Source organism: Enterobacter sp. RHBSTW-00593 (assembly GCF_013784105.1).
Lineage (GTDB): Bacteria > Pseudomonadota > Gammaproteobacteria > Enterobacterales > Enterobacteriaceae > Enterobacter > Enterobacter ludwigii.
Window position 1 is genome coordinate 3,528,535 of record NZ_CP056393.1, and the last position, 21,583, is coordinate 3,550,117.

19 protein-coding genes are annotated in these 21,583 nt (G+C 56.6%); 11 read left to right on the top strand and 8 right to left on the bottom strand.

Annotation, left to right across the window (positions count from 1 at the left end):
* Positions 1–2: 2 nt before the first annotated feature.
* Positions 3–962, top strand: a complete 960-nt coding sequence (locus tag HV242_RS16865; protein WP_063858278.1) for a N(4)-(beta-N-acetylglucosaminyl)-L-asparaginase — start codon at positions 3–5, stop codon at positions 960–962.
* Positions 959–2,380: a leucyl aminopeptidase family protein gene (locus tag HV242_RS16870; protein WP_050737162.1), complete on the top strand. Its 1,422-nt coding sequence runs from the start codon at positions 959–961 to the stop codon at positions 2,378–2,380. Before HV242_RS16865 ends, HV242_RS16870 begins: the two co-directional genes overlap by 4 nt.
* Before the next feature lie 56 nt (positions 2,381–2,436).
* On the opposite strand, the gene HV242_RS16875 is transcribed toward HV242_RS16870, so the two are convergent.
* The 4 genes from HV242_RS16875 to HV242_RS16890 form a co-directional block, all read right to left on the bottom strand.
* Positions 2,437–3,138, bottom strand: a complete 702-nt coding sequence (locus HV242_RS16875; protein ID WP_212479862.1) for a DnaA inactivator Hda — start codon at positions 3,136–3,138, stop codon at positions 2,437–2,439.
* A gap of 95 nt (positions 3,139–3,233) precedes the next feature.
* Positions 3,234–4,523 carry a uracil permease gene (gene uraA, locus HV242_RS16880; protein ID WP_014171128.1) on the bottom strand — a complete coding sequence of 430 codons (1,290 nt, stop codon included), beginning with the start codon at positions 4,521–4,523 and terminating at the stop codon, positions 3,234–3,236.
* 86 nt (positions 4,524–4,609) lie between these two features.
* Positions 4,610–5,236, bottom strand: coding sequence for a uracil phosphoribosyltransferase (gene upp / locus HV242_RS16885; RefSeq protein WP_020883061.1), 627 nt, complete (start codon positions 5,234–5,236; stop codon positions 4,610–4,612).
* A gap of 165 nt (positions 5,237–5,401) precedes the next feature.
* Positions 5,402–6,832, bottom strand: a complete 1,431-nt coding sequence (locus tag HV242_RS16890) for a 6-phospho-beta-glucosidase (RefSeq protein ID WP_020883060.1) — start codon at positions 6,830–6,832, stop codon at positions 5,402–5,404.
* A gap of 266 nt (positions 6,833–7,098) precedes the next feature.
* Here HV242_RS16890 and purM point away from each other — a divergent pair, with 266 nt between their 5' ends.
* The 4 genes from purM (at position 7,099) to ppx (ending at position 12,606) form a co-directional block, all read left to right on the top strand.
* Positions 7,099–8,136 carry a phosphoribosylformylglycinamidine cyclo-ligase gene (gene purM / locus HV242_RS16895; RefSeq protein ID WP_020883059.1) on the top strand — a complete coding sequence of 346 codons (1,038 nt, stop codon included), beginning with the start codon at positions 7,099–7,101 and terminating at the stop codon, positions 8,134–8,136.
* Positions 8,133–8,774, top strand: a complete 642-nt coding sequence (purN, locus tag HV242_RS16900) for a phosphoribosylglycinamide formyltransferase (RefSeq protein WP_014171132.1) — start codon at positions 8,133–8,135, stop codon at positions 8,772–8,774. The genes purM and purN overlap by 4 nt, the downstream gene beginning before the upstream one ends.
* 229 nt (positions 8,775–9,003) lie before the next feature.
* Positions 9,004–11,064, top strand: a complete 2,061-nt coding sequence (gene ppk1 / locus HV242_RS16905; RefSeq protein WP_014171133.1) for a polyphosphate kinase 1 — start codon at positions 9,004–9,006, stop codon at positions 11,062–11,064.
* Between the two features lie 3 nt (positions 11,065–11,067).
* Positions 11,068–12,606: an exopolyphosphatase gene (gene ppx / locus HV242_RS16910; RefSeq protein WP_020883058.1), complete on the top strand. Its 1,539-nt coding sequence runs from the start codon at positions 11,068–11,070 to the stop codon at positions 12,604–12,606.
* Between the two features lie 4 nt (positions 12,607–12,610).
* Here the strand turns inward: ppx and HV242_RS16915 are convergent, their stop codons facing one another.
* Entirely contained in the window at positions 12,611–14,851 is a 2,241-nt protein-coding gene (locus HV242_RS16915; protein WP_047356603.1) for an EAL domain-containing protein, read from the bottom strand.
* A 370-nt stretch (positions 14,852–15,221) separates the two neighbouring features.
* On the opposite strand from HV242_RS16915, the gene HV242_RS16920 reads away from it, so the two are divergent.
* Positions 15,222–15,392 (top strand): YfgG family protein, encoded by a 171-nt coding sequence (locus tag HV242_RS16920; RefSeq protein ID WP_020883056.1) that lies wholly within the window; start codon positions 15,222–15,224, stop codon positions 15,390–15,392.
* Here the strand turns inward: HV242_RS16920 and HV242_RS16925 are convergent.
* Entirely contained in the window at positions 15,389–16,279 is an 891-nt protein-coding gene (locus HV242_RS16925) for a LysR family transcriptional regulator (RefSeq protein WP_044866186.1), read from the bottom strand. The two genes, HV242_RS16920 and HV242_RS16925, sit on opposite strands and share 4 nt — an antisense overlap.
* Positions 16,280–16,376: 97 nt before the next feature.
* Between HV242_RS16925 and HV242_RS16930 the strand changes: the two genes are divergently transcribed.
* The 3 genes from HV242_RS16930 to HV242_RS16940 all read left to right on the top strand — a co-directional run bounded on the left by HV242_RS16930 (position 16,377) and on the right by HV242_RS16940 (position 18,904).
* The gene (locus HV242_RS16930) at positions 16,377–17,570 is read left to right on the top strand and encodes an MFS transporter (RefSeq protein WP_047356604.1); all 1,194 of its coding nucleotides are present in this window, start codon (positions 16,377–16,379) and stop codon (positions 17,568–17,570) included.
* Between the two features lie 111 nt (positions 17,571–17,681).
* A complete protein-coding gene (locus HV242_RS16935) occupies positions 17,682–18,149 on the top strand; it encodes a DUF6130 family protein (RefSeq protein ID WP_020883054.1) in 468 nt (155 codons plus the stop codon).
* Positions 18,150–18,160: 11 nt separating this feature from the next.
* A complete protein-coding gene (locus HV242_RS16940; protein WP_047743058.1) occupies positions 18,161–18,904 on the top strand; it encodes an alpha/beta fold hydrolase in 744 nt (247 codons plus the stop codon).
* Positions 18,905–18,949: 45 nt separating this feature from the next.
* Here the strand turns inward: HV242_RS16940 and HV242_RS16945 are convergent, their stop codons facing one another.
* A complete protein-coding gene (locus HV242_RS16945; RefSeq protein ID WP_040018117.1) occupies positions 18,950–19,396 on the bottom strand; it encodes a winged helix-turn-helix transcriptional regulator in 447 nt (148 codons plus the stop codon).
* Positions 19,397–19,509: 113 nt separating this feature from the next.
* Here HV242_RS16945 and HV242_RS16950 point away from each other — a divergent pair, with 113 nt between their 5' ends.
* Positions 19,510–20,727 (top strand): MFS transporter, encoded by a 1,218-nt coding sequence (locus HV242_RS16950; protein WP_047743061.1) that lies wholly within the window; start codon positions 19,510–19,512, stop codon positions 20,725–20,727.
* Positions 20,728–20,768: 41 nt separating this feature from the next.
* Here HV242_RS16950 and iolB read toward each other — a convergent pair whose 3' ends face one another.
* Positions 20,769–21,581 (bottom strand): 5-deoxy-glucuronate isomerase, encoded by an 813-nt coding sequence (gene iolB, locus HV242_RS16955; protein ID WP_044867668.1) that lies wholly within the window; start codon positions 21,579–21,581, stop codon positions 20,769–20,771.
* Positions 21,582–21,583: the final 2 nt, after the last annotated feature.

Genomic DNA, 21,583 nt, shown 5'->3' on the forward strand with positions numbered 1-21,583 from the left:
GCATGTGGGGAATTATCGCAACCTGGCGAATGGCGCTTGAAGGGGTCACGGAGTCTGCGTCTGCGCTGGCTGCGGGGAAACCGGTAGCAGAAGCGGTGGTCGATGCCGTTGCTGCCGTCGAGGACTTCCCGTTGTATAAATCCGTCGGCTACGGCGGGCTGCCAACCGAAAATGGCGAAGTCGAACTGGACGCGGCGTATATGGATGGCGATACGCTTGCGTTTGGGGCCGTGGGAGATCTGGTTGATATTGCGAACCCGGTGCGTGTCGCCCATGCGCTAAGCCGCCAGCGCTATAACAGCCTGCTGGTCGGCCAGGGCGCGCGCGAATGGGCGCTGAGTCAGGGGTTTGCCAACAAAACCATGCTTACCGACCGCGCGATGCAGCATTACCGTAAGCGCTGCCGGGAGACGCTGGACAAAGGCTTAAGCCCGTACGATGGGCATGACACCGTCGGGATTATTGGCCTCGACAAAATGGGGTCGATGAGCGTGGCGACCTCCACCAGCGGTCTGTTTATGAAAAAGCGCGGCCGTATTGGCGACTCGCCGATTATCGGCTCCGGCTTTTACTGCGACAGTGAAACCGGTGCCGCCACCGCCACCGGCGTGGGGGAAGACCTGATGAAAGGCTGCACCAGCTACGAGATTGTTCGCCGCATGGCACAGGGCATGTCACCGCAGCAGGCGGCGGACTCGGTGGTCTTCGAACTGGAAGACAAACTGATGTCACGCTTTGGCCGCGCGGGCGATCTCTCGGTGGTGTGCATGAATAATAAAGGCGAATTCGGCGCCGCAACCAACATCAAAACCTTCTCATTTGTGGTGGCAACGGCCCGCCAGCCTCTCACCGTATTTCGCGCCGAGCGCCTGCGGGAAAAAACGCACTATCAGCCCGTGGATGAGGAATGGATGCAGGCCTATGCCGCGCGGATCCGCGCGCCAGTTGAGAAGTCACAATGATTACCTTTGAGCTTATCACCGCCCTTGCAGACGCAAAGCCCCAGAGTCATCTTATTGCCCGGGCCGCCTGCGCGTTACTGCCGGACACCGCACTCATCGCTGAAATGCGTGAACAAAACGCCGTCGCGGATACCCGCTTTGGCTGTGCTCCGTTTGCCAGAATCACGCTGCTGCCGGATACGCTCTGGCAGGACAGTCTGACAGAAGGGTTACTCACCGCCCTCCGTCCACTGCTGGCAGCGCCGGTCAGCGCCGATGTGGTACTGGATGTCACGGATATTGACGAGGTGGTGCTGACGCAGGTTCTGCGTTTTCTCTTTAACCAGGCGTATGACCTTCGCGATCTGCAGCTTAAGAAAGCCGATGGCAGAAGCGTTCGCCTTCGCCATGTCACCGCCCTGTGTCATCCGCAACAGCGTGAAAGGCTGGACGCTCTCTTCCAGCGACAGCAGGCCATTGCCCGAGGAATGGTCGCCGCGCGACGTCTGGCGGATATGCCGTCCGATCGCTGTACGCCGCAGTATGTCGTCGACGAAGCGCAAAAGCTGTGCGCCGCCTTCCCCGCCCTGCGGTGTGAAGTGCTTGATGAAAAGCAAATTATTGAACAGGGACTGGGGCTTCTGCATGCCGTCGGTAAAGGCGCGACCTGTCCACCGCGGCTGCTGGCCATTCACTATAACGGCATCGCTGATGGCCCGGTACGCTGTTACGTGGGCAAAGGCATAACGTTTGATACCGGTGGCCTGTGGCTGAAGGAAGGCGCGGGCATGTACACCATGAAATATGACATGTGCGGGGCAGCGAACGTGCTCGGGTTAATGCTGAGCGTGGCAGAACTCGGCCTGCCGGTTCGTATTATGGGCGTACTGGCGCTGGCGGAAAACGCCATAGGACCGGATGCAATGCAGCCGGGCACGGTGGCCAGCGCCTGCAACGGTATCACGGTTGAAATCAACAATACCGATGCCGAAGGCCGGCTGGTACTGGCGGATGCGATCGCCTGGGCCAGCCAGCGTCATCCGCAGGCTCGCTATATTATTGATATGGCGACCTTAACCGGTGCCGTCGTGAAAGCGCTGGGGTACGAGCTGAGTGGGTTAATGACGCAGGACGAAGCGCTGCGTCAGGCGCTCACCCGCGCGGGGAAACGGAGCGGTGATGAGGTGTGGTCCCTGCCACTGGATGCACGGTTAAAAAAACAGACCGACAGCGCCATCGCCGACCTGTGCAATACCCCACCCAATAATGCGGCGATCAGCGCATCGGCGGCCTGGCTGTTACACCATTTTTGCCCGCCGACCATTCCATGGGCCCATCTGGATATTAGCGGCACGGCGCTGTGGCGTGAGAACGGAAAAAGCGTGGCCTCGGGCAGACCCATTCCACTTCTGGTTGAGCATTTGCTGGAAGACAGGTGAGTTTTAGCCAGTGGCACTGGTTCTCCCTCTGCGCCAGGCAGAGGGAGAAAAGCGCATCACAGCTTCAGAATATCTTTCACAAAAGGAATGGTCAGCTTGCGCTGCGCGGTAATCGAAGCGCGATCGAGCTGATCGAGCGTATCAAAGAGCGTGCGCATTTCCCGGTCCAGGCGCTTGAGCAAGAAACGCCCCACGTCTTCCGGGAGTTCAAAGCCGCGCAATCTTGCGCGCAGCTGTAACGCCTGAAGTTTGTCTTCATCCGACAGCGGCTGCAGCTTGTAGATTTGCCCCCAGTCCAGACGGGAAGCCAGATCCGGCAGCCCCAGATTCAACTGGCGCGGCGGACGATCGCCGGTGATCAGCAGCCGGGTTTTCCCCGACTCCAGAATGCGGTTATAGAGGTTAAAGATCGCCATTTCCCACGGCTCATCCCCCGCCACACATTCGATATTATCGATGCAGACCAGTGAGAGATGTTCCATTCCCTCCATGACTTCAGGCACAAACCAGGTACGTTTATCCAGCGGCACATAGCCTACCGCATCACCCCGCGCGGAAAGCTCCGCACAGGCGGCATGCAACAGGTGGCTGCGCCCCGCGCCTTCGCGTGACCAGATATAGATGTATCCGCTGTGTTCCTGACGCAGCACGTTTTGCAGTGCAGCCAGTAAAGAGGGGTTATCACCCGGCCAGAAACTCGCAAAAGTTTCGTCGTCAGGGAGATAGAGTGGCAGAGAGAGCTGTGCCGGTCCGTTCAGAAGTACCTCAACCAGATCTTACATAAAATCGGCGGTGAGTTTAGCACGGAACGTGCAAGGAGAGAACCGGGCGGATCGTCCGCCCGGTTTTACGATCAATGTGACGCTTTTTCGCTGTCTTCAGCATCCAGCACCACTTCTTCCGGGCGCAGGACGGAGATCAGTTTGAAGATCAGGCTCAGGCCCACACCCACGATGGTCGCCAGTGCCATGCCTTTCAGTTCAGCCGCACCGATGTGCACCTTCGCGCCGCTCACGCCGATGATCAGGATCACGGAGGTGAGGATCAGGTTTTGCGCTTTGCTGTAGTCCACTTTAGATTCAATCAGCACGCGAATACCGGACGCGCCGATCACACCGTACAGCAGCAGAGAGACGCCTCCCATTACCGGTACCGGAATGATCTGGATAGCCGCCGCCAGTTTGCCCACGCAGGAGAGCAGGATGGCGATGATTGCCGCGCCGCCAATAACCCAGGTACTGTAGACACGGGTAATCGCCATCACGCCGATGTTCTCACCGTAGGTGGTGTTAGGCGTAGAACCAAAGAAACCGGAGATAATGGTAGAGAGGCCGTTAGCGAACATCGAGCGGTGCAGACCCGGGTCGCGGATCAGGTCACGTTTAACGATGTTTGCCGTCACCACCAGGTGACCTACGTGCTCAGCAATAACCACCAGCGCCGCGGGCAGGATCGTGAAAATGGCAAACCATTCAAAGCGCGGGGTATAGAAGGTTGGCAGTGCGAACCAGTGCGCTTCAGCAATGGGCGTGGTATCAACAACGCCCATCACGAAGGAGAGCGCATACCCCGCCAGCACACCGATCAGGATCGGGATAATCGCCATAAAACCGCGGAACAGCACGGAACCAAATACCGTTACGCCCAGTGTCACCATCGAGATAATGATGGTTTTGGAATCCGGTGACTGCCCGTCAGCAGGCAGCAGGCCAGCCATATTGGCCGCCACGCCCGCCAGCTCCAGACCGATGACGGCGACAATGGCCCCCATTGCGGCAGGCGGGAACATAACGTCCAGCCAGCCGGTACCGGCCTTCTTCACAATGAAAGAGACCAGGCAGAACAGGACGCCACACATAATGAAGCCGCCCAGCGCCACTTCATACCCCAGCGGCAGCAACAGCAGAACCGGTGAAATAAAGGCGAAGCTTGAGCCGAGATAGGCAGGGATTTTGCCTTTACAGATAAAGAGGTAAAGCAGCGTACCTACACCGTTGAACAACAGCACGGTAGCCGGGTTAATGTGAAACAGGATTGGCACCAGCACGGTTGCGCCAAACATGGCGAACAGGTGCTGCAGACTAAGCGGGATTGTCTGTAAAAGCGGCGGTCTTTCACTCACCCCGATAGCACGGCGCGTCATAGTGTTTTCCTCTGAGTAGTATTGTTGTTGGCGTTTTATTCAAAAAAAAGCCGACTATCAAAGTCGGCTTCATTATCGTTATTCGATTATTTAGTACCAAAAATCTTATCGCCGGCATCGCCAAGCCCCGGGATGATGTACCCGTGCTCATTTAGCCCCTGGTCGATAGACGCGGTATAGAGTTCGATGTCCGGGTGCGCTTTTTCCAGCGCCGCGATACCTTCTGGTGCAGCAACCAGCACCAGCACTTTGATGCTGCTGCAACCGGCTTTTTTCAGCAGGTCGATGGTGGCAATCATTGAACCGCCGGTCGCCAGCATCGGGTCAACCACCAGGGCCATACGCTCGTCGATGTTAGACACCAGCTTCTGGAAGTACGGTACCGGCTCCAGGGTCTCTTCGTCGCGGTAGACCCCGACCACGCTGATGCGCGCGCTTGGCACGTGCTCCAGCACGCCTTCCATCATGCCGAGGCCGGCACGCAGGATGGGCACAACGGTAATTTTCTTACCTTTGATCTGCTCAACCTGAACCGGGCCGTTCCAGCCCTCGATGGTCACTTTTTCCGTTTCCAGGTCAGAGGTCGCTTCATAGGTCAGCAGGCTGCCGACTTCAGAAGCCAGTTCGCGAAAACGCTTCGTGCTGATGTCATGCTCACGCATCAGGCCCAGCTTGTGTTTAACGAGTGGGTGCTTCACTTCCACAATCTTCATTCTCTTTCTCCTCTGAGGGGGCAACCGCAAAAAAATCGCGGGATTATACCGCTTTTTTCGGATTGCACCATACCCAACTTGCTTGACGTACATCAAGCAAAGTGTTTTAGAGGCAAAAAAGCCGGAGGGCAAGCTCCGGCTTTTTGCGTTTTTACTCTGCTGGAATTAAAGAGTGTCGCCGTTGCTGGCTATCACCTGCTTATACCAGTCAAACGACTTCTTCTTACTGCGGTTCAGGGTACCGTTACCTTCATTGTCTTTGTCGACAAAGATAAAGCCGTAGCGTTTTTTCATTTCACCCGTTCCGGCAGACACCAGGTCGATACAGCCCCACGGGGTATACCCCATCAGATCAACGCCATCTTCGACCACCGCTTTTTTCATTTCGCGGATGTGCGCGGCAAGGTAATCAATACGGTACTGGTCATTTACCGAACCGTCGCTCTCCTGCACGTCGATGGCGCCAAAGCCGTTCTCCACGATGAACAGGGGCAGCTGATAGTGATCCCAGAACCAGTTCAGGGAGTAACGCAGGCCCACCGGATCAATCTGCCAGCCCCAGTCAGATTTCTGCACGTACGGGTTGGAGACCAGGCTCTTACTTTCGTCGTAATCCAGCTCCGGGTTATCCGCCGTCGCTTTGGTGGCGAAAGACATGTAATAGCTAAAGCCAATGTAATCGACACACCCCTGCGTCAGCGCCGCGTTATCTTCTTCTGTGATATCCAGCGTGAAACCGCGACGAGCAAAGTAGTTAAGCAGATGCTGTGGGTACTTGCCGCGCACGTGGACATCGGTGAACCAGTAGCGACGGTGCATGGCGTTCATCGCCATCATCATATCGTCCGGGGCACAGGTCAGCGGATAGATTGGACACATGGCAATCATGCAGCCGATCCGCAGCGACGGGTTAATGTCGCGCCCGGCCTTCACCGCCAGGGCGCTGGCCACCAGCTCATAGTGTGCCGCCTGGAACATCACCGGCTCGCGGTCTTCGCCCGGCTCGTACTTCAGACCGGAGTTGGTAAACGGTGCAAAGTCTTCGTGGAAGTTGGCCTGGTTATTGATCTCGTTAAAGGTCATCCAGTACTTCACTTTATGCTGGTAACGTCTGAACACAACCTCCGCAAAGCGAACAAAGAAGTCGATCAGCTTACGGTTGCGCCAGCCACCGTATTCGGTGACAAGGTGGAACGGCATCTCGAAATGGGAAAGGGTAATAACCGGCTCGATGCCATACTTCAGGCACTCGTCAAACAGGTCGTCATAGAATTTCAGGCCAGCTTCGTTAGGCTCCAGCTCGTCCCCTTTCGGGAAGATACGCGTCCAGGCGATGGAGGTACGGAAGCATTTGAAGCCCATCTCGGCAAAGAGTTTGATGTCCTCTTTATAGCGATGGTAGAAATCGATGGCTTCATGGTTAGGGTAATTTTTCCCTGGCAGCACGCCGTTGGTGATTTCACGCGGCACGCCGTGCGCGCCGGCAGTCATCACATCGGCAACGCTGATCCCCTTACCGCCCTCGTTCCAGCCCCCTTCCAGCTGATGCGCTGCGACCGCACCGCCCCACAGAAAATCTGCTTTGAATCCTGACATACACTTTCCCTCATTCTGCGTTATTTTCTGCAAAAACAATTACAGAAACCGGTTTCATTCTGATGATGTGCAAAGGGGCTTTCTGTTGCAAGGAGAAAACCGAAACCGGTTTCATTTTCGTGAACAGACTCAACTTTAGGCGCATTCGCAGGGCCTGCTGAAAAAAAAATCCTCTCGCCGAGAATAGGCTCGCAAACGTTTGCCTGGACTGTTAGAATTGCGCCGATTTTTCTTACTAGCTATGCAATCGCGTGGGGACTTGAGCCGTGACCAACAAAACTTCTCTCAGCTACAAAGATGCCGGTGTTGATATTGACGCAGGTAATGCGCTGGTTGACCGAATCAAAGGTGTGGTGAAAAAAACCCGCCGCCCGGAAGTGATGGGTGGTCTGGGTGGATTCGGCGCATTGTGCGCGCTGCCGCAAAAATATCGTGAACCTGTTCTGGTCTCGGGTACTGATGGTGTAGGGACGAAACTGCGCCTGGCGATGGATTTAAAACGTCACGACACGATCGGTATCGATCTGGTCGCGATGTGTGTTAACGACCTGGTGGTTCAGGGCGCAGAGCCGCTGTTCTTCCTGGATTACTACGCGACTGGGAAACTGGACGTGGATACCGCAGCAAGCGTCATTAACGGCATTGCCGAAGGGTGTCTGCAGTCTGGCTGTGCGCTGGTCGGTGGTGAAACCGCCGAAATGCCCGGTATGTATCACGGCGAAGATTATGACGTCGCAGGCTTCTGCGTTGGCGTAGTAGAAAAATCAGAAATTATCGACGGCAGTAAAGTGGCTGATGGTGATGTGCTGATCGCGTTGGCCTCCAGCGGCCCGCACTCGAACGGCTACTCTCTGGTGCGTAAAATCCTCGACGTGAGCGGCAGCGATCCACTGACCACCGAGCTTGATGGCAAGCCACTGGCTGACCATCTGCTGGCGCCGACCCGCATCTACGTGAAAAACGTGCTGGAGCTGATTGAGAAGGTTGACGTTCACGCCATTGCCCACCTGACCGGTGGCGGCTTCTGGGAAAACATTCCGCGCGTACTGCCGGACAACACTCAGGCGGTGATTGACGAATCGTCCTGGCAGTGGCCGTCCGTCTTTAACTGGCTGCAGACTGCGGGCAACGTGAGCTCACACGAGATGTACCGCACCTTTAACTGTGGCGTGGGCATGGTTATCGCGCTGCCAGCAAGCGAAGCGGATAAGGCGATTAAACTGCTGACCGACAAAGGTGAAAACGCGTGGAAAATCGGTATTATCAAAGCATCCGATTCCGAACAGCGTGTGGTCATTGAATGAAAAACATTGTGGTGCTCATTTCCGGTAACGGAAGCAATTTGCAGGCGATAATTGACGCCTGCAAACAGAAGAAAATCAACGGCACCATTCGGGCAGTATTCAGCAATAAGGCCGACGCGTTCGGCCTTGAACGTGCCCGGGAAGAGAACATTCCCGCGCACGCGCTGGAAGCCAGCCAGTTCTCCGGACGTGAAGCGTTTGACCGGGAACTGGTTCAGGAGATTGATGCCTACGCGCCTGACGTTGTCGTGCTGGCGGGGTATATGCGTATCCTGAGCCCGGCCTTTGTCGGGCACTACGCTGGTCGTCTGCTGAATATCCACCCTTCCCTCCTGCCGAAGTATCCCGGCCTGCACACCCATCGTCAGGTTCTGGAAAACGGCGATGAAGAGCACGGTACCTCCGTGCATTTCGTTACCGACGAGCTGGACGGCGGGCCGGTGATCCTGCAGGCAAAGGTGCCGGTCTTTGAAGGTGACAGCGAAGACGATGTTACCGAACGCGTGCAGACGCAGGAACACGCCATTTATCCTCTGGTGGTAAGCTGGTTTGTTGACGGGCGTCTTCAGATGCGCGACGGTGCCGCCTGGCTGGACGGCGTCAGGCTCCCTGCACAGGGTTATGCCGCTGACGAGTAGTTTGTTTGATGTGCCCGGCGGCGCGACGCCTGCACGGGCCTGTGGTCTTCACTGTCGGGTGAGCACCGCGCTTCCCGACATGCCCTTCCCCCAACCCTCTAAAATCCCCCAGAAAAAAAATAACTGTCATACTTTTCTGGCACTGTTGGACATATCGTGGAAATGCTCGCCATAATAAGGACGAGACGGATTTACCACGTCCTGTGATTGAACTGGAGTGTGAGCTGTAATGGGTCAGGAAAAGTTATATATCGAGAAAGAGCTAAGCTGGTTAGCATTCAACGAACGTGTACTCCAGGAAGCGGCAGACAAAAGTAACCCGCTTATCGAGCGTATGCGTTTTCTGGGGATTTATTCCAACAACCTGGATGAGTTCTACAAGGTTCGCTTTGCCGAACTGAAACGGCGAATCATCATCAGCGAAGAACAGGGCTTAAACTCTCACTCGCGCCATCTGCTGGGCAAAATTCAGTCGCGCGTATTGAAAGCCGATCAGGAGTTTGACGGCCTGTATAACGAACTGCTGCTGGAAATGGCACGCAATCAAATCTTCCTGATTAACGAACGTCAGCTTTCTGTTAACCAACAAACCTGGCTGCGTCACTATTTCAAACATTACCTGCGCCAGCACATTACCCCTATTCTGATCAACCGCGAAACCGATCTGGTGCAGTTCCTGAAAGATGACTACACCTACCTCGCGGTGGAAATTATTCGTGGCGACACGATTCGTTACGCATTGCTTGAGATCCCGTCCGATAAGGTGCCGCGCTTTGTGAACCTGCCGCCGGAAACCCCGCGCAGACGCAAGCCAATGATCCTGCTCGATAACATCCTGCGTTACTGCCTGGACGACATCTTCAAGGGCTTCTTCGATTACGACGCGTTAAACGCCTACTCCATGAAGATGACCCGTGACGCCGAATACGATCTGGTGCACGAGATGGAAGCCAGTCTGATGGAGCTGATGTCATCCAGCCTGAAACAGCGCCTGACGGCGGAGCCGGTGCGCTTTGTTTATCAGCGCGATATGCCAGATGCCATGGTGGAAATGCTGCGCGACAAGCTGACCATTTCTCGCTATGACTCCATCGTGCCGGGCGGTCGTTACCATAACTTTAAAGACTTTATTGGCTTCCCGAACGTCGGCAAGGCCAATCTGGTGAACAAACCGCTGCCGCGTCTGCGCCATCTCTGGTTCGATAAATTCCGCAACGGTTTCGACGCCATTCGCGAGCGCGATGTCCTGCTCTACTATCCGTATCATACGTTTGAACACGTGCTGGAACTGCTGCGTCAGGCTTCGTTCGACCCGAACGTACTGGCGATCAAAATCAACATCTACCGTGTGGCAAAAGATTCCCGCATCATCGATGCGATGATCCATGCGGCGCACAACGGCAAAAAAGTGACCGTGGTGGTTGAGCTGCAGGCACGCTTCGACGAAGAGGCAAACATTCACTGGGCGCGCCGTCTGACGGAAGCCGGTGTCCACGTTATCTTCTCAGCACCCGGGCTGAAAATTCACGCCAAGCTGTTCCTTATCTCCCGTAAAGAGGGGGAGGACGTGGTGCGTTATGCCCACATCGGAACCGGAAACTTTAACGAAAAAACCGCGCGAATTTATACCGACTACTCGCTGCTGACTGCCGATGCGCGCATCACTAACGAGGTTCGCCGGGTGTTCAACTTTATTGAGAACCCGTACCGCCCGGTCAGCTTCGATTATCTGCTGGTCTCGCCGCAGAACTCACGCCGCCTGCTGTACGACATGATCGATAAAGAGATCGCCAATGCCCAGAAAGGGCTGTCGTCGGGCATTACGCTGAAACTCAACAACCTGGTCGACAAAGGGCTGGTGGATCGTCTGTATGCGGCGTCCAGCTCCGGCGTTCCGGTCAATCTGTTGATACGCGGTATGTGCTCACTGATCCCTGAACTCGAAGGCATCAGCGACAATATTCGCGTGATCAGCATTGTTGACCGCTACCTGGAACACGATCGGGTCTATATTTTCGATAATGCGGGTGATAAACAGGTCTATCTCTCATCTGCAGACTGGATGACGCGCAATATTGACTACCGAATTGAAGTCGCGACACCGCTCCTGGATCCGCGGCTGAAGCAGCAGATCCTCGATATCATCGAGATTCTGTTCAGCGATACGGTGAAAGCACGCTATATCGACAAAGAACTCAGTAACCGCTATGTACCGCGCGGCAATCGCCGTAAAGTGCGGTCGCAACTGGCGATTTACGACTATATCAAATCACTCGAGCAACCCGATTAACCTATGCCGATAAATGATAAGACCCCACGCCCGCAGGAATTCGCCGCGGTCGATCTTGGTTCTAACAGTTTCCACATGGTCATCGCCCGTGAGGTGGATGGCGCATTGCAGATCATCGGTCGTCTGAAGCAGCGTGTACACCTGGCGGATGGTCTTGATGAGCGCAGCATGCTCAGCGAAGAGGCAATGGAGCGAGGCTTAAACTGCCTGTCGCTATTTGCTGAACGCCTGCAGGGCTTCTCGCCCTCCAGCGTATGCATTGTAGGCACCCACACGTTGCGCCAGGCGCTGAACGCGCCGGAATTCCTCAAGCGGGCCGAAAAAGTGATCCCCTACCCCATTGAGATCATCTCCGGTAACGAGGAAGCCCGTCTGATTTTCATGGGTGTTGAACACACTCAGCCGGAAAAAGGACGCAAGCTGGTCATCGACATCGGCGGCGGCTCTACGGAACTGGTGATCGGCGAAGATTTTGAGCCGCGTCTGGTCGAAAGCCGTCGTATGGGCTGCGTCAGCTTTGCGCAGATGTATTTCCCGGGTGGCGCAATCAGCCGCGAAAACTTCCAGCGCGCGCGCATGGCCGCTATCCAGAAACTGGAGAACCTGGCCTGGCAGTACCGTATTCAGGGCTGGAACGTAGCGCTGGGCGCATCGGGCACCATCAAAGCGGCACATGAAGTGCTGCTGGCGATGGGTGAAAAAGATGGGTTTATCACCCCAGAGCGCCTGACCTTGCTGACCGAAGAGGTGCTGAAACATAAAAGCTTTGACGCCTTAAGCCTGCCGGGTCTTTCCGACGAGCGCAAAGCGGTATTCGTACCGGGGCTGGCTATCCTGTGCGGCGTATTTGATGCGCTGGCAATTAAAGAGCTGCGTCTTTCCGACGGCGCGCTGCGTGAAGGTGTGCTGTATGAAATGGAAGGCCGTTTCCGCCACCAGGATATTCGTAGCCGCACCGCGCAAAGCCTGGCAAACCAGTACAATATCGACCGCGAACAGGCGAAGCGCGTGCTGGAAACAACCGTTCAGATATACGACCAGTGGCAGGAGCAGAACCCTAAGCTGGCGCATCCGCAGCTTGCCGCCCTGCTGAAATGGGCAGCGATGCTGCACGAAGTGGGACTGAATATTAACCACAGCGGAATGCACCGCCACTCAGCCTATATCCTGCAAAACAGCGATCTGCCTGGCTTCAACCAGGAGCAGCAAACCATGATGGCGACCCTGGTGCGCTACCATCGTAAAGCCATCAAGCTTGACGATCTGCCGCGCTTCACGCTGTTTAAGAAGAAGCAATTCCTGCCGCTTATCCAACTGCTGCGTCTCGGCGTCCTGCTCAATAACCAGCGTCAGGCCACGACTACCCCGCCCACGCTGAAGCTCAAAACGGATGACAACCACTGGACCCTGAGCTTCCCGCCAGACTGGTTTAGCCAGAATGCGCTGGTGCTGCTGGATCTGGAAAAAGAGCAGCAGTACTGGGAAGCGGTCACCGGCTGGCTACTCAAAATCGAAGAAGAGAGCTCAGACGTCGCGGCGTAACGGCTCAGGTCTTGACCGGCGACGCCTCTGCTTCCAGCAGTGACTCAAGCGCCACCGGTCTGCCAATCAGATAACCCTGCACATAATCGATACCTAGCGCGTGGACCGCGCTACGTATCTCTTCTGTTTCGACATACTCCGCGACCACCAGCATTTTCTTCATTCGCGCCAGATGGCAAATCGAGGCCACTATCTGATAGTCCAGACTGTTGTTGACGATATTGCGGATAAAGCTTCCGTCTATCTTAAGGATATCGGCGTCCACGCTTTTCAGCCGCGCGTAGCTCGCATAGCCGGTACCGAAATCATCAATCGCAATGCGTACCCCCATTTTTTGCAACTGCCTGAGGGTATGTAACGCCTGTTCACCACTGCCAAAGGTGCTGCACTCGGTCACTTCAAATATCAGCTGCCAGGGTTCGACGGCGTATTTCGCCAGCAGACGACTCACCTCAGCCGGGAACTGCGCACGGCACACGGTGGAAGGGCCCAGATTAATGGCAAAACGCTGGCCGGGCAGATGTACCCGATGCTCTGCCAGGAAGCGTAGCGTGTTCTCCAGTACCCACAAATCAACCCGCGACGACAGGCCAAACTCCTGGGCGACGGGCAGGAATTGCAAGGGAGAGAGCAACGCCCCGTTTGCATCCGACATCCGCAGCAACACCTCGTGGTAGCAATCGCCCCGCACGCCGCAAACCGGCTGGACCAGCAGAGTAAACGCGTTACTGTCGAGCGCACTTTGCAGACGGCTCATCATCGCAACCTTGTCCTTCAGGCTACGCTGGAGATGGACAGCACCGCGCTGCTGCAGATTTTCCGGATGGTTGGTCGAAATCGACAGATCGGCAATCACCCCCAGCTCACCGAGGACCAGATAGAGGTGGGTCACCGGTGAGCGCACATAGCAGTAGCTCACGCCCACCTGAGGCTGCAGCGGCATCCCATCCCAGACAAAGCGGAACTGTTTAATATGCTCGTCCAGCGCCTCAATGCGTTGCTGGTGCGATTCCGCGTTAAGGCGAACCGCCAGGTCACAGCCGGTGAGGTGATAGACCCGCTCGCTGGGCTGCAAGGTGCCATTGACCCATTGCGCCAGCTGCTGTTTATACAGGATCCGCAACAATACCCCGTAATTTCGGCCCAGCACCTCCAGCTCCGGAATGCGCAGCAAACAGAGCGCCGACCACGGGTTTTTGGCAAGATCGCGCGACAAGGCCCGCAGGTTCGGCATATGGACAACCGGGTCGAGTAGCGCCAGCCTGCGGGAACGTTTATTTGCGGCGCGCTGGCAGGTGGCCAGCATCGACATGTAAATCACCACAAACGAAAAGACCAGATAGCTGGAAGAGGTAATTGCCAGCTGAATGTCATACCCGGACTGTTGAGGGATATAACGATAAAAATAGTGGATGGACACCAGCAGCACCGGGGTCCAGATAAGCGACATCAGCTTATAGCCAAACCGCATCGCTCCCCACAACATCACCGGCATCAGCAACGACAGGGTGTAGTTGGTGGTGAAAATCGAGCTGTTTTCGTTCATCGGGAGCAGCAGCAGGGTAAGCAGCCCGCCAAGCGCAATGGCCCACAGCAGAAATTCAATGACCGTCACCTTTTTGTCTATCTGCATTCGCACCTGCGAGACAAGACTTCTGATATACCGCGGATGACGAATCAGACGGATCAGTAAATAGCTTAACGGCACGCCCGTCAGCCCACTGACCAGCAGCGCCTGATAGTTAATCAGCGTACGAATATTAAGCGGGGTCAACCCCTCGAGGCTCTGACGGCTCTCATACACACCCAGATAGAGGGCAAACTGGAACAGCACCAGAAACAGCGTCGCGGGGCAAAAGGCCTGCCAGAAGATACGCTGCGCCATCAGTCTGACATCCCCGTAAGCCGTCATGCTGCGTCTGGGCGCAAACACCCGATACCCCCCCCAGCTGAGCACAACAGGGACAATAAAATGAAAAATGCCGGCGATGGTTTCGAACAACCCAACCGACGGGTAGTAGCGGATGAACAGTGACAATACGATGCCGGGCAGCGCTTCCAGACCAAAAAACATCATCACTGAAAGCAGAAAGGAGAGAGGTAAATAATAGAGTGCCACCAGACCATCGCCCAATCGGGTAAAGGTATTGGCAACGCTTAATACAGGCAGTAAACCCACCGGTAAAATAAGCGGTAAAGCCCACCAGCGGTCTTTATTGTTTTTCAGGAAAGAAATAATGTTCATAGATGCCCGTTTAAACCCCTTTCGCTCCAGAGGGAAATGAAGACAGGCATCCAACCTGACGTACCTGCCGCCCGACAATGTGCGGGGCGAACAGCATGGAGGTGGGATTTTAAATACCAGGCCAGGGAAACCGTTGACTTAAATCAAACTAATTTACTCAAACGATCCTTTCTTACATTTTTTTTGAAATAGTTTTCTTCATATTATCAATATGGTAAATGCAATTATTAATTTCAATAACATTAATTAATGTAACTGTTGACGGTTATTTACACATTTGCGAATTGACCCTCTCTTCCCGCTGTGCCTTAATATCCCTGTCGCCCAAAAGGGCATGCCCAGGAAAAACACAGTGAGTCAGGTCACGCGTATGCGAAAACGACATCAGTTCAACACCCGGATGACCCGCATCATACTGCTTATCAGCTTCCTGTTTTTCTTCGGCCGCTTCGTTTACTCCTCTATTGGCGCCTGGTATCACCATCAGGACAAGGCTCAGTCACAGCAATCCAGCCTGACCGTTGATTCAGCCGATCGCTAACGCGTCGAAGGATTTTGTAATATCCGAATTATCCCTGCTATTCCTTTGCTCAGGATTTTATCCTGGCGCATCACCACAGCCAGCTGTCGCTGCAGCACGGGTGTGAGCGACATCACGCATAGCCCTTCGCGGTCAGCCGCCAGGTCTACGGCCATACGCGGCACGATACTGTAGCCAAGCCCCGCACGTACCATCCGCTTGATCGCCTCGATGCTGCCCAGTTGCATCACCGGCGTGAGGATTCGCCCCTCGGCCGCAAACCAGCCGTCGATCAGCGCCCGGGTGCCGCTGCCTGATTCAAAAGCAATGAATGGCTGCGCGTGCAACGCAGCCGGCGTCAACGACTGAAAACCGTTCTGCTGGTCCAGCGACGCGATAAAAACAAACTCTTCGTCCATCACCGGCGTAACGTCGAGCGCTCTTCCGCTCACCGGTAGCGTCACCAGCCCCATATCAAGTCGGTTTTCTTCAATTGCCCGGACGATGTCGAGCGTATTGCCGGTCGTCACGCCCACTCTGAGAAGCGGATAGTCACGTCCGAGCTGCTGCAACAGCGGCGGCAGAAGATGAATGCAGGCCGTTGCGCCCGTGCCAAGCGTAATGGTGCCACTCACATCATGGCTGAACTCACTCACGGACCGAATGGCTTCATCCACCGCCTGCTGAATACGCTCCCCGTGCACCAGCAATGCCTGCCCGGCAGCCGTGGGTTTGATGCCCCGCCCGGTACGCTCTACCAGCCGGGTTTGCAGAAACTGCTCCAGCTGGCGGATTTGCAGGCTGACGGCCGGCTGGGAAATGCCCAGCAGGTCCGCCGCCGCGGAAAAACTGCCGCGCTGGATAACCAGACGGAACGTCGCGAGATAGCCCAGGTTGAGCGTTGTCATTCAAAGTTTCTCTTATACAGCGCATAAGGTGGCTGACCTGCCAGCACAATAGCGCGCTCGCTATGCTCAGGACAACTGCATAACGGAATGAAAAACAATGAAAACACCTGTCCTTCCCCGTCACCTCGCCCGCCGGGCAGGTTGTCATCAGCTTATCAACTGGGGGATCTCGTTTTATATGCCCGGGACCTTTGCCCAGGCCATTGTGGCCGACCGGGGGTGGTCATCACCGCAGCTCTACCTCGGCCTGACGCTGGCGATGCTGGTAATGGCGATGGTCTCCCCTTTTGTCGCCCGACTGCTGGCGTACGCTGGCGGGCAGAACGTGGTGATGAGCGGAACGTTACTGATTGCTGCAAGCTGCGCGGGCATGGCATATACGCAGACGCTGTTCGGCTGGTACGGTGCCTGGCTGGTTGCCGGTATCGGGATGCGGCTGTCGCTGTATGATGCGCTGTTCGCCGCGCTGGTGAACCTGTACGGCCAGCAGGCACGCAGAACGATCTCGCGCATCACGCTCGCAGGCGGGCTGGCCTCAGCGGTTTTTTGGCCGCTGGGTGAGGGGCTGCTGAAAGTGATGAGCTGGCAACACGCATTGCAGATCTACGCCCTCTTTGGCCTTCTGAGTGCGGTGCTGATTCGCACGCTTCCCCACCAGCGGCTGGCGGCCCCCCCGCACGTTACCGCGCCGCCCGTGCGCCAGGAACGGCGTAACGGCTGGCGGTATGCCACGTTTATTGCCCTCATGACCTTTGTCTCTAACGGCACGTCCACCCATCTGCCAGAGTTCATTGCCAGTTTTGGCCTGCCGGTCGCCATCGGCATGCTGTGGGGAGTTGGCCAGACGGGCGCACGCGCCACGGAGGTGCTGGCGGGTGCACGCTTAACCCCGCTCAACCTCACGCTCCTGACCGCCCTCGCCATGCCGCTCTGCTTTGTTATCGGGTTAAGCAGCTCACTGTTTGTCGGGTGTGCCGCCGGTTTTGTGCTGGGCTACGGCGCCATCAACGGGCTGATGACGATAGTAAAAGCCACCCTGCCGCTGACGCTTTTCAGCGCCGAAAGCTATGCCCGCCGTACCGGCATGCTGCTCATTCCCGCACAGCTTATGGCCGCGGCATCGCCGTTTGCCTATGCATGGCTAAATAAAACGCTGGGGATCGCCGGCGCAATGTGGGTTTCCACCGCGCTGACGCTGGTGATTGCCGGGCTGGCGATAGCGATTGTGCGCAGTGCCGACCCCGCGCGAAATGATGAAATGTATCCCACTGTATCCGGAGCGCCACGCTGACAAGCCGGTACAAAACGCCGTTCCCCGCAAACATCCCGGATACATAAAAATGGTTTTCTGTGTCTGTCATTGTTTAAAACCGAATTTGAAACCGATTGAGGAGAGACTCAGATGATCCGTCGTTATTTACTGCTCCCTGCACTTGTTCTGGCGTCAGCAACCTGCTCCTGGGCCGCACCACTGGATAACCTCAGCGCTGCCGACGTCAACGGCCCTGCCGCTGTTGCCCCGCTGGAACGTCCACAGCCGGCCGCTAAGCTGATTGTCGATCCACCGCTTGCCGGCCCGCTGAGCAAAGGGGCGGTCTTTATTCAATACCGGGCTGAAAACCTGCGCATCGAGCCGGTATTCGGGCCCGATGCGCTGAAGGTCACGCCACGTATCGGCCATATCCATGTCGTGGTCGATGACGCCCCCTGGCACTGGGCAGATACCAGCGGAGAGCCAATCATTCTGGTTGGGTTACCCGCCGGGAAGCATAAAGTGACCATAATTCTGGCCGACCCCACGCATAAACCCATCGACCATAAAACCATTGAATTCACCGTACCGCCTCACGCAACGGTCCATCATTTTTAAGGAGCCAGACAATGAAAGCACGCTCTGTACTGACGGCGGGTCTGCTGGCGCTTTCCGCCAGCGCCTTTGCTGAGAGCAAAACCAGCGTGGTGCTGGTCCATGGCGCGTTTGCCGATGGCAGCAGCTGGAACAAGGTCATTACCCGGCTGCAAAAACAGCATACCGAGGTGATCGCCGTCCAGCTGCCGCTCACGTCGCTTAAAGATGACGTTGCCGCCACCCGGCGCGCCATTGCACGGGCGCATGGCGATGTGGTGCTGGTAGGTCATTCCTGGGGCGGAACGGTGATCAGCGAAGCGGGCAACGATGCACGGGTAAAATCCCTGGTGTACGTAGCGGCCTTTGCGCCTGATTCCGGCCAGTCGACGGCGGACCTGGCGGGAAGTTACCCACCGCCAGCGGGGAGTGCGGATATCGCAAAAACGGCAGACGGGTATTTGTATCTCCCGCCAGAAGCCGTGATGAAAGACTTCGCACCGGATGCAGGCGCCGTTGAACAGCAGACGATTGCAGCCACTCAGGGGCCGATCAAGGCCGACGCGTTTGCGGAAAAAGTGAGCCATGCGGCCTGGCATGAAAAGCCAAGCTGGTTTGTGGTCAGCAAAAATGACCGGATGATTAACCCGGAGCTTGAACGTGCGATGGCGAAAACGATCCACGCGAAAACCACGGAAGTGGCAGCAAGCCACGTGTCGATGGTGAGTCAACCGGATGATATTGCCCGCACGATTGAGCAGGCAATCACAAACCATTAAGAATGACACAACAGCCCGCGTAGCGCGGGCTTGCAGAGCGTCGGGTTACGTCACTTTCTGCACGTCAGTATCTTGCGCCTTCAGCGCCGTTCCATCCTGCGCTGCTGGCGCCATCAGGGGAACCGGCTTGCCGGTACGCCTGTCGATCAACAGCGAGTGGCGCTCCCCGCGTTCAAACAGATGCTGCTCTCCCCACTGGCGAAGCGCAACGACGATGGGAAACAGGCTTTCGCCTTTGTCCGTCAGGACATATTCCTGATACGACGTACCGTCCGACGCCCCCTGCATCGCGAGAATGCCCGCGTCGACCAGCTTGCGCAGCCGGTCAGCCAGAATGTTACGCGCAACCCCGAGATCCCGCTGAAAATCCCCGAAACGGCGCATGCCGTCAAAAGCATTACGCACAATCAGAAGCGACCAGCGATCGCCAATCAGATCGACGCTGCGGGCAACGGGACAGAATTCCTGTTCAATCGGTTTACGAGACGGCACAGCGTTACCCCGGCAGGTCAGTCAACAATAACTGGTTGCATTTTAAAACTGCATAGCCTAGCCTTCAACTGGTTTCTTTTTAAAACCACTTTACCCAGGGCGAGGATTTGAACATGTCACACGCGTCACCACTACCGTCAGATCGAAAAACCGGGCACGTCCGCTCAGGCGACATGCCGCGTAGCCTGGTGTGGCTGTTCGCCCTCGCCAGCGGCTTAAGCGTGGCCAACGTCTATTACGCACAGCCGTTGCTTGACGCGTTGTCCAGAGACTTTGGCATCAGCCATGGTGCCATTGGCGGCGTGGTCACCGCCACGCAGATTGGCTGTGCTCTGGCTCTGCTGTTCGTGGTTCCTCTGGGGGATAAAGTGGATCGCCGGCGTCTGATGGCGCTACAGCTTGTCGTACTGGTCGCCGCACTGGTCACGGTCAGCATGGCGCAGACGTCAACGATGCTGCTGGCGGGTATGCTCGCCACCGGCATGGCAGGAACGGCCATGACGCAAGGGCTTATCGCCTATGCGGCCAACGCCGCGTCGCCGCATGAGCAAGGCCGCGTTATTGGTGCGGCACAAGGCGGGGTATTTATGGGCCTGTTAGTGGCCCGCGTCGTCTCCGGAGGCATCAGTGATATCGCGGGCTGGCGCGGCGTGTATCTCTCTGCCGCCGGGCTGATGGTCATTATTGCGTTTCCGCTGTGGTGGAGGCTGCCCCGCTTGCCTGCGGTGCCTGAAACGATGAGTTACCCGCGCCTGATTCACTCAATGCTGACCCTGCTGCGGGAAGAAAAAGTCCTGCAGGTGCGCGGCGTACTGGCTTTACTGATGTTCGCTGCGTTCAATATTTTCTGGAGCGCTCTGGTGCTGCCGTTAAGTGCCCCACCCTATAACTTATCGCATACCGCCATTGGTGCTTTTGGCCTGGCCGGAATGGCAGGCGCGTTAGCGGCAACCCGGGCCGGAGAGTGGGCCGATCGAGGATATGCCCGGCGCACCAGCGCGGCTGCACTGGTCATGTTACTCCTGGCGTGGTGGCCGATTTCACTGATGGACCGTTCGCTCGGCATTTTGCTCATTGGCATCGTGCTGCTCGATTTGGGCGGGCAGGCGCTGCATGTCACCAACCAGAGCCTGATCTTTCGTGCCCGCCCCGAGGCGCATAGCCGGCTGGTCGGGCTTTACATGCTGTTTTATGCCGTCGGCAGCGGTCTGGGCGCGCTGAGCACCACGATGACGTATGCCATCGCGGGCTGGCAGGGCGTCTGCCTGACTGGCGCAGCGGTGAGCCTGGTGGCGCTGGTGTTCTGGTGGGTAACGCGCAAGACAGGATAATGTTGATAAAAAAAGCCCGCGGGGTGCGGGCTTCTGCAACGTCAACGTGGATAGTCGCGGTTGATCCACGCGTGATCGTCTTCCCAGGTGAACATCCATTTTCGCACCGGACCGGCCATCACGTTGAGATAGTAGCTGTCATAACCAGCCAGCGTCGCCACCGGATGGTACCCCTTCGGCACCATCACCACGTCGCGGTTATAAACGGCCATACACTCATCCAGCGACCTGTCGTCGGTATAGACCCGCTGCATGCAGAACCCCTGCCCGGGATTGAGGCGATGATAGTAGGTCTCCTCCAGGTAGGTTTCCTGCGGTGGATTATCCGTATCGTGCTTATGGCTCGGGTATGAACTGGTGCAGCCTTCGTGGGTCCAGACCTCAACCACCAGCAGGCTGTCGGCGGGTTGATCTTCCGGCAGAATGTTGTGCACGTAGCGCTGGTTATGGCCTTTGCCGCGCGCCTGCGCGTCGATATCCTGCGGAGCGATAAGCCGTGTCGGGAAGGTCCCTTTGCCGGGTGCGGCACAGACCGCCAGCTCCAGCGTCGTCAGCGCCTTAATCTGCACCGTCTCTTGCGGCGTGACGTAGACCGCCCAGGGCTTTATACGCTCAAACGGGCTCATCCGCTCGCCGATGTCAGTAAACTGCGCGGTAGGTGTGCTGATAGAGGCCCGTCCGGCCACCAGCACCAGACAGCGCTCTTCGCTGACGGCGGGCAGCGTCAGCGTCTGCCCCTCCTGCAGTTCATACGCTTCAAAGCCAACGTATCCCCAGCCCGCGCGTTCCGGCGTGACGGACTGGGTGCGGCCCTCCGCACTCGGCGGTTGCCAGCGTGATAACAGACGTGACATGT

Excerpts from the sequence above, each read along its gene's own strand:
- HV242_RS16890 (WP_020883060.1), bottom strand. The coding sequence starts at position 6,832 with ATGTCAGGATTCAAAGCAGATTTTCTGTGGGGCGGTGCGGTCGCAGCG.
- HV242_RS16915 (WP_047356603.1), bottom strand. The coding sequence starts at position 14,851 with ATGAACATTATTTCTTTCCTGAAAAACAATAAAGACCGCTGGTGGGCT.
- iolB (WP_044867668.1), bottom strand. The coding sequence starts at position 21,581 with ATGTCACGTCTGTTATCACGCTGGCAACCGCCGAGTGCGGAGGGCCGC.
- HV242_RS16920 (WP_020883056.1), top strand. The coding sequence starts at position 15,222 with ATGCGAAAACGACATCAGTTCAACACCCGGATGACCCGCATCATACTG.
- uraA (WP_014171128.1), bottom strand. The coding sequence starts at position 4,523 with ATGACGCGCCGTGCTATCGGGGTGAGTGAAAGACCGCCGCTTTTACAG.
- ppk1 (WP_014171133.1), top strand. The coding sequence starts at position 9,004 with ATGGGTCAGGAAAAGTTATATATCGAGAAAGAGCTAAGCTGGTTAGCA.
- HV242_RS16935 (WP_020883054.1), top strand. The coding sequence starts at position 17,682 with ATGATCCGTCGTTATTTACTGCTCCCTGCACTTGTTCTGGCGTCAGCA.
- upp (WP_020883061.1), bottom strand. The coding sequence starts at position 5,236 with ATGAAGATTGTGGAAGTGAAGCACCCACTCGTTAAACACAAGCTGGGC.
- HV242_RS16925 (WP_044866186.1), bottom strand. The coding sequence starts at position 16,279 with ATGACAACGCTCAACCTGGGCTATCTCGCGACGTTCCGTCTGGTTATC.
- ppx (WP_020883058.1), top strand. The coding sequence starts at position 11,068 with ATGCCGATAAATGATAAGACCCCACGCCCGCAGGAATTCGCCGCGGTC.
- HV242_RS16940 (WP_047743058.1), top strand. The coding sequence starts at position 18,161 with ATGAAAGCACGCTCTGTACTGACGGCGGGTCTGCTGGCGCTTTCCGCC.
- HV242_RS16865 (WP_063858278.1), top strand. The coding sequence starts at position 3 with ATGTGGGGAATTATCGCAACCTGGCGAATGGCGCTTGAAGGGGTCACG.
- purN (WP_014171132.1), top strand. The coding sequence starts at position 8,133 with ATGAAAAACATTGTGGTGCTCATTTCCGGTAACGGAAGCAATTTGCAG.
- HV242_RS16950 (WP_047743061.1), top strand. The coding sequence starts at position 19,510 with ATGTCACACGCGTCACCACTACCGTCAGATCGAAAAACCGGGCACGTC.
- HV242_RS16930 (WP_047356604.1), top strand. The coding sequence starts at position 16,377 with ATGAAAACACCTGTCCTTCCCCGTCACCTCGCCCGCCGGGCAGGTTGT.
- HV242_RS16870 (WP_050737162.1), top strand. The coding sequence starts at position 959 with ATGATTACCTTTGAGCTTATCACCGCCCTTGCAGACGCAAAGCCCCAG.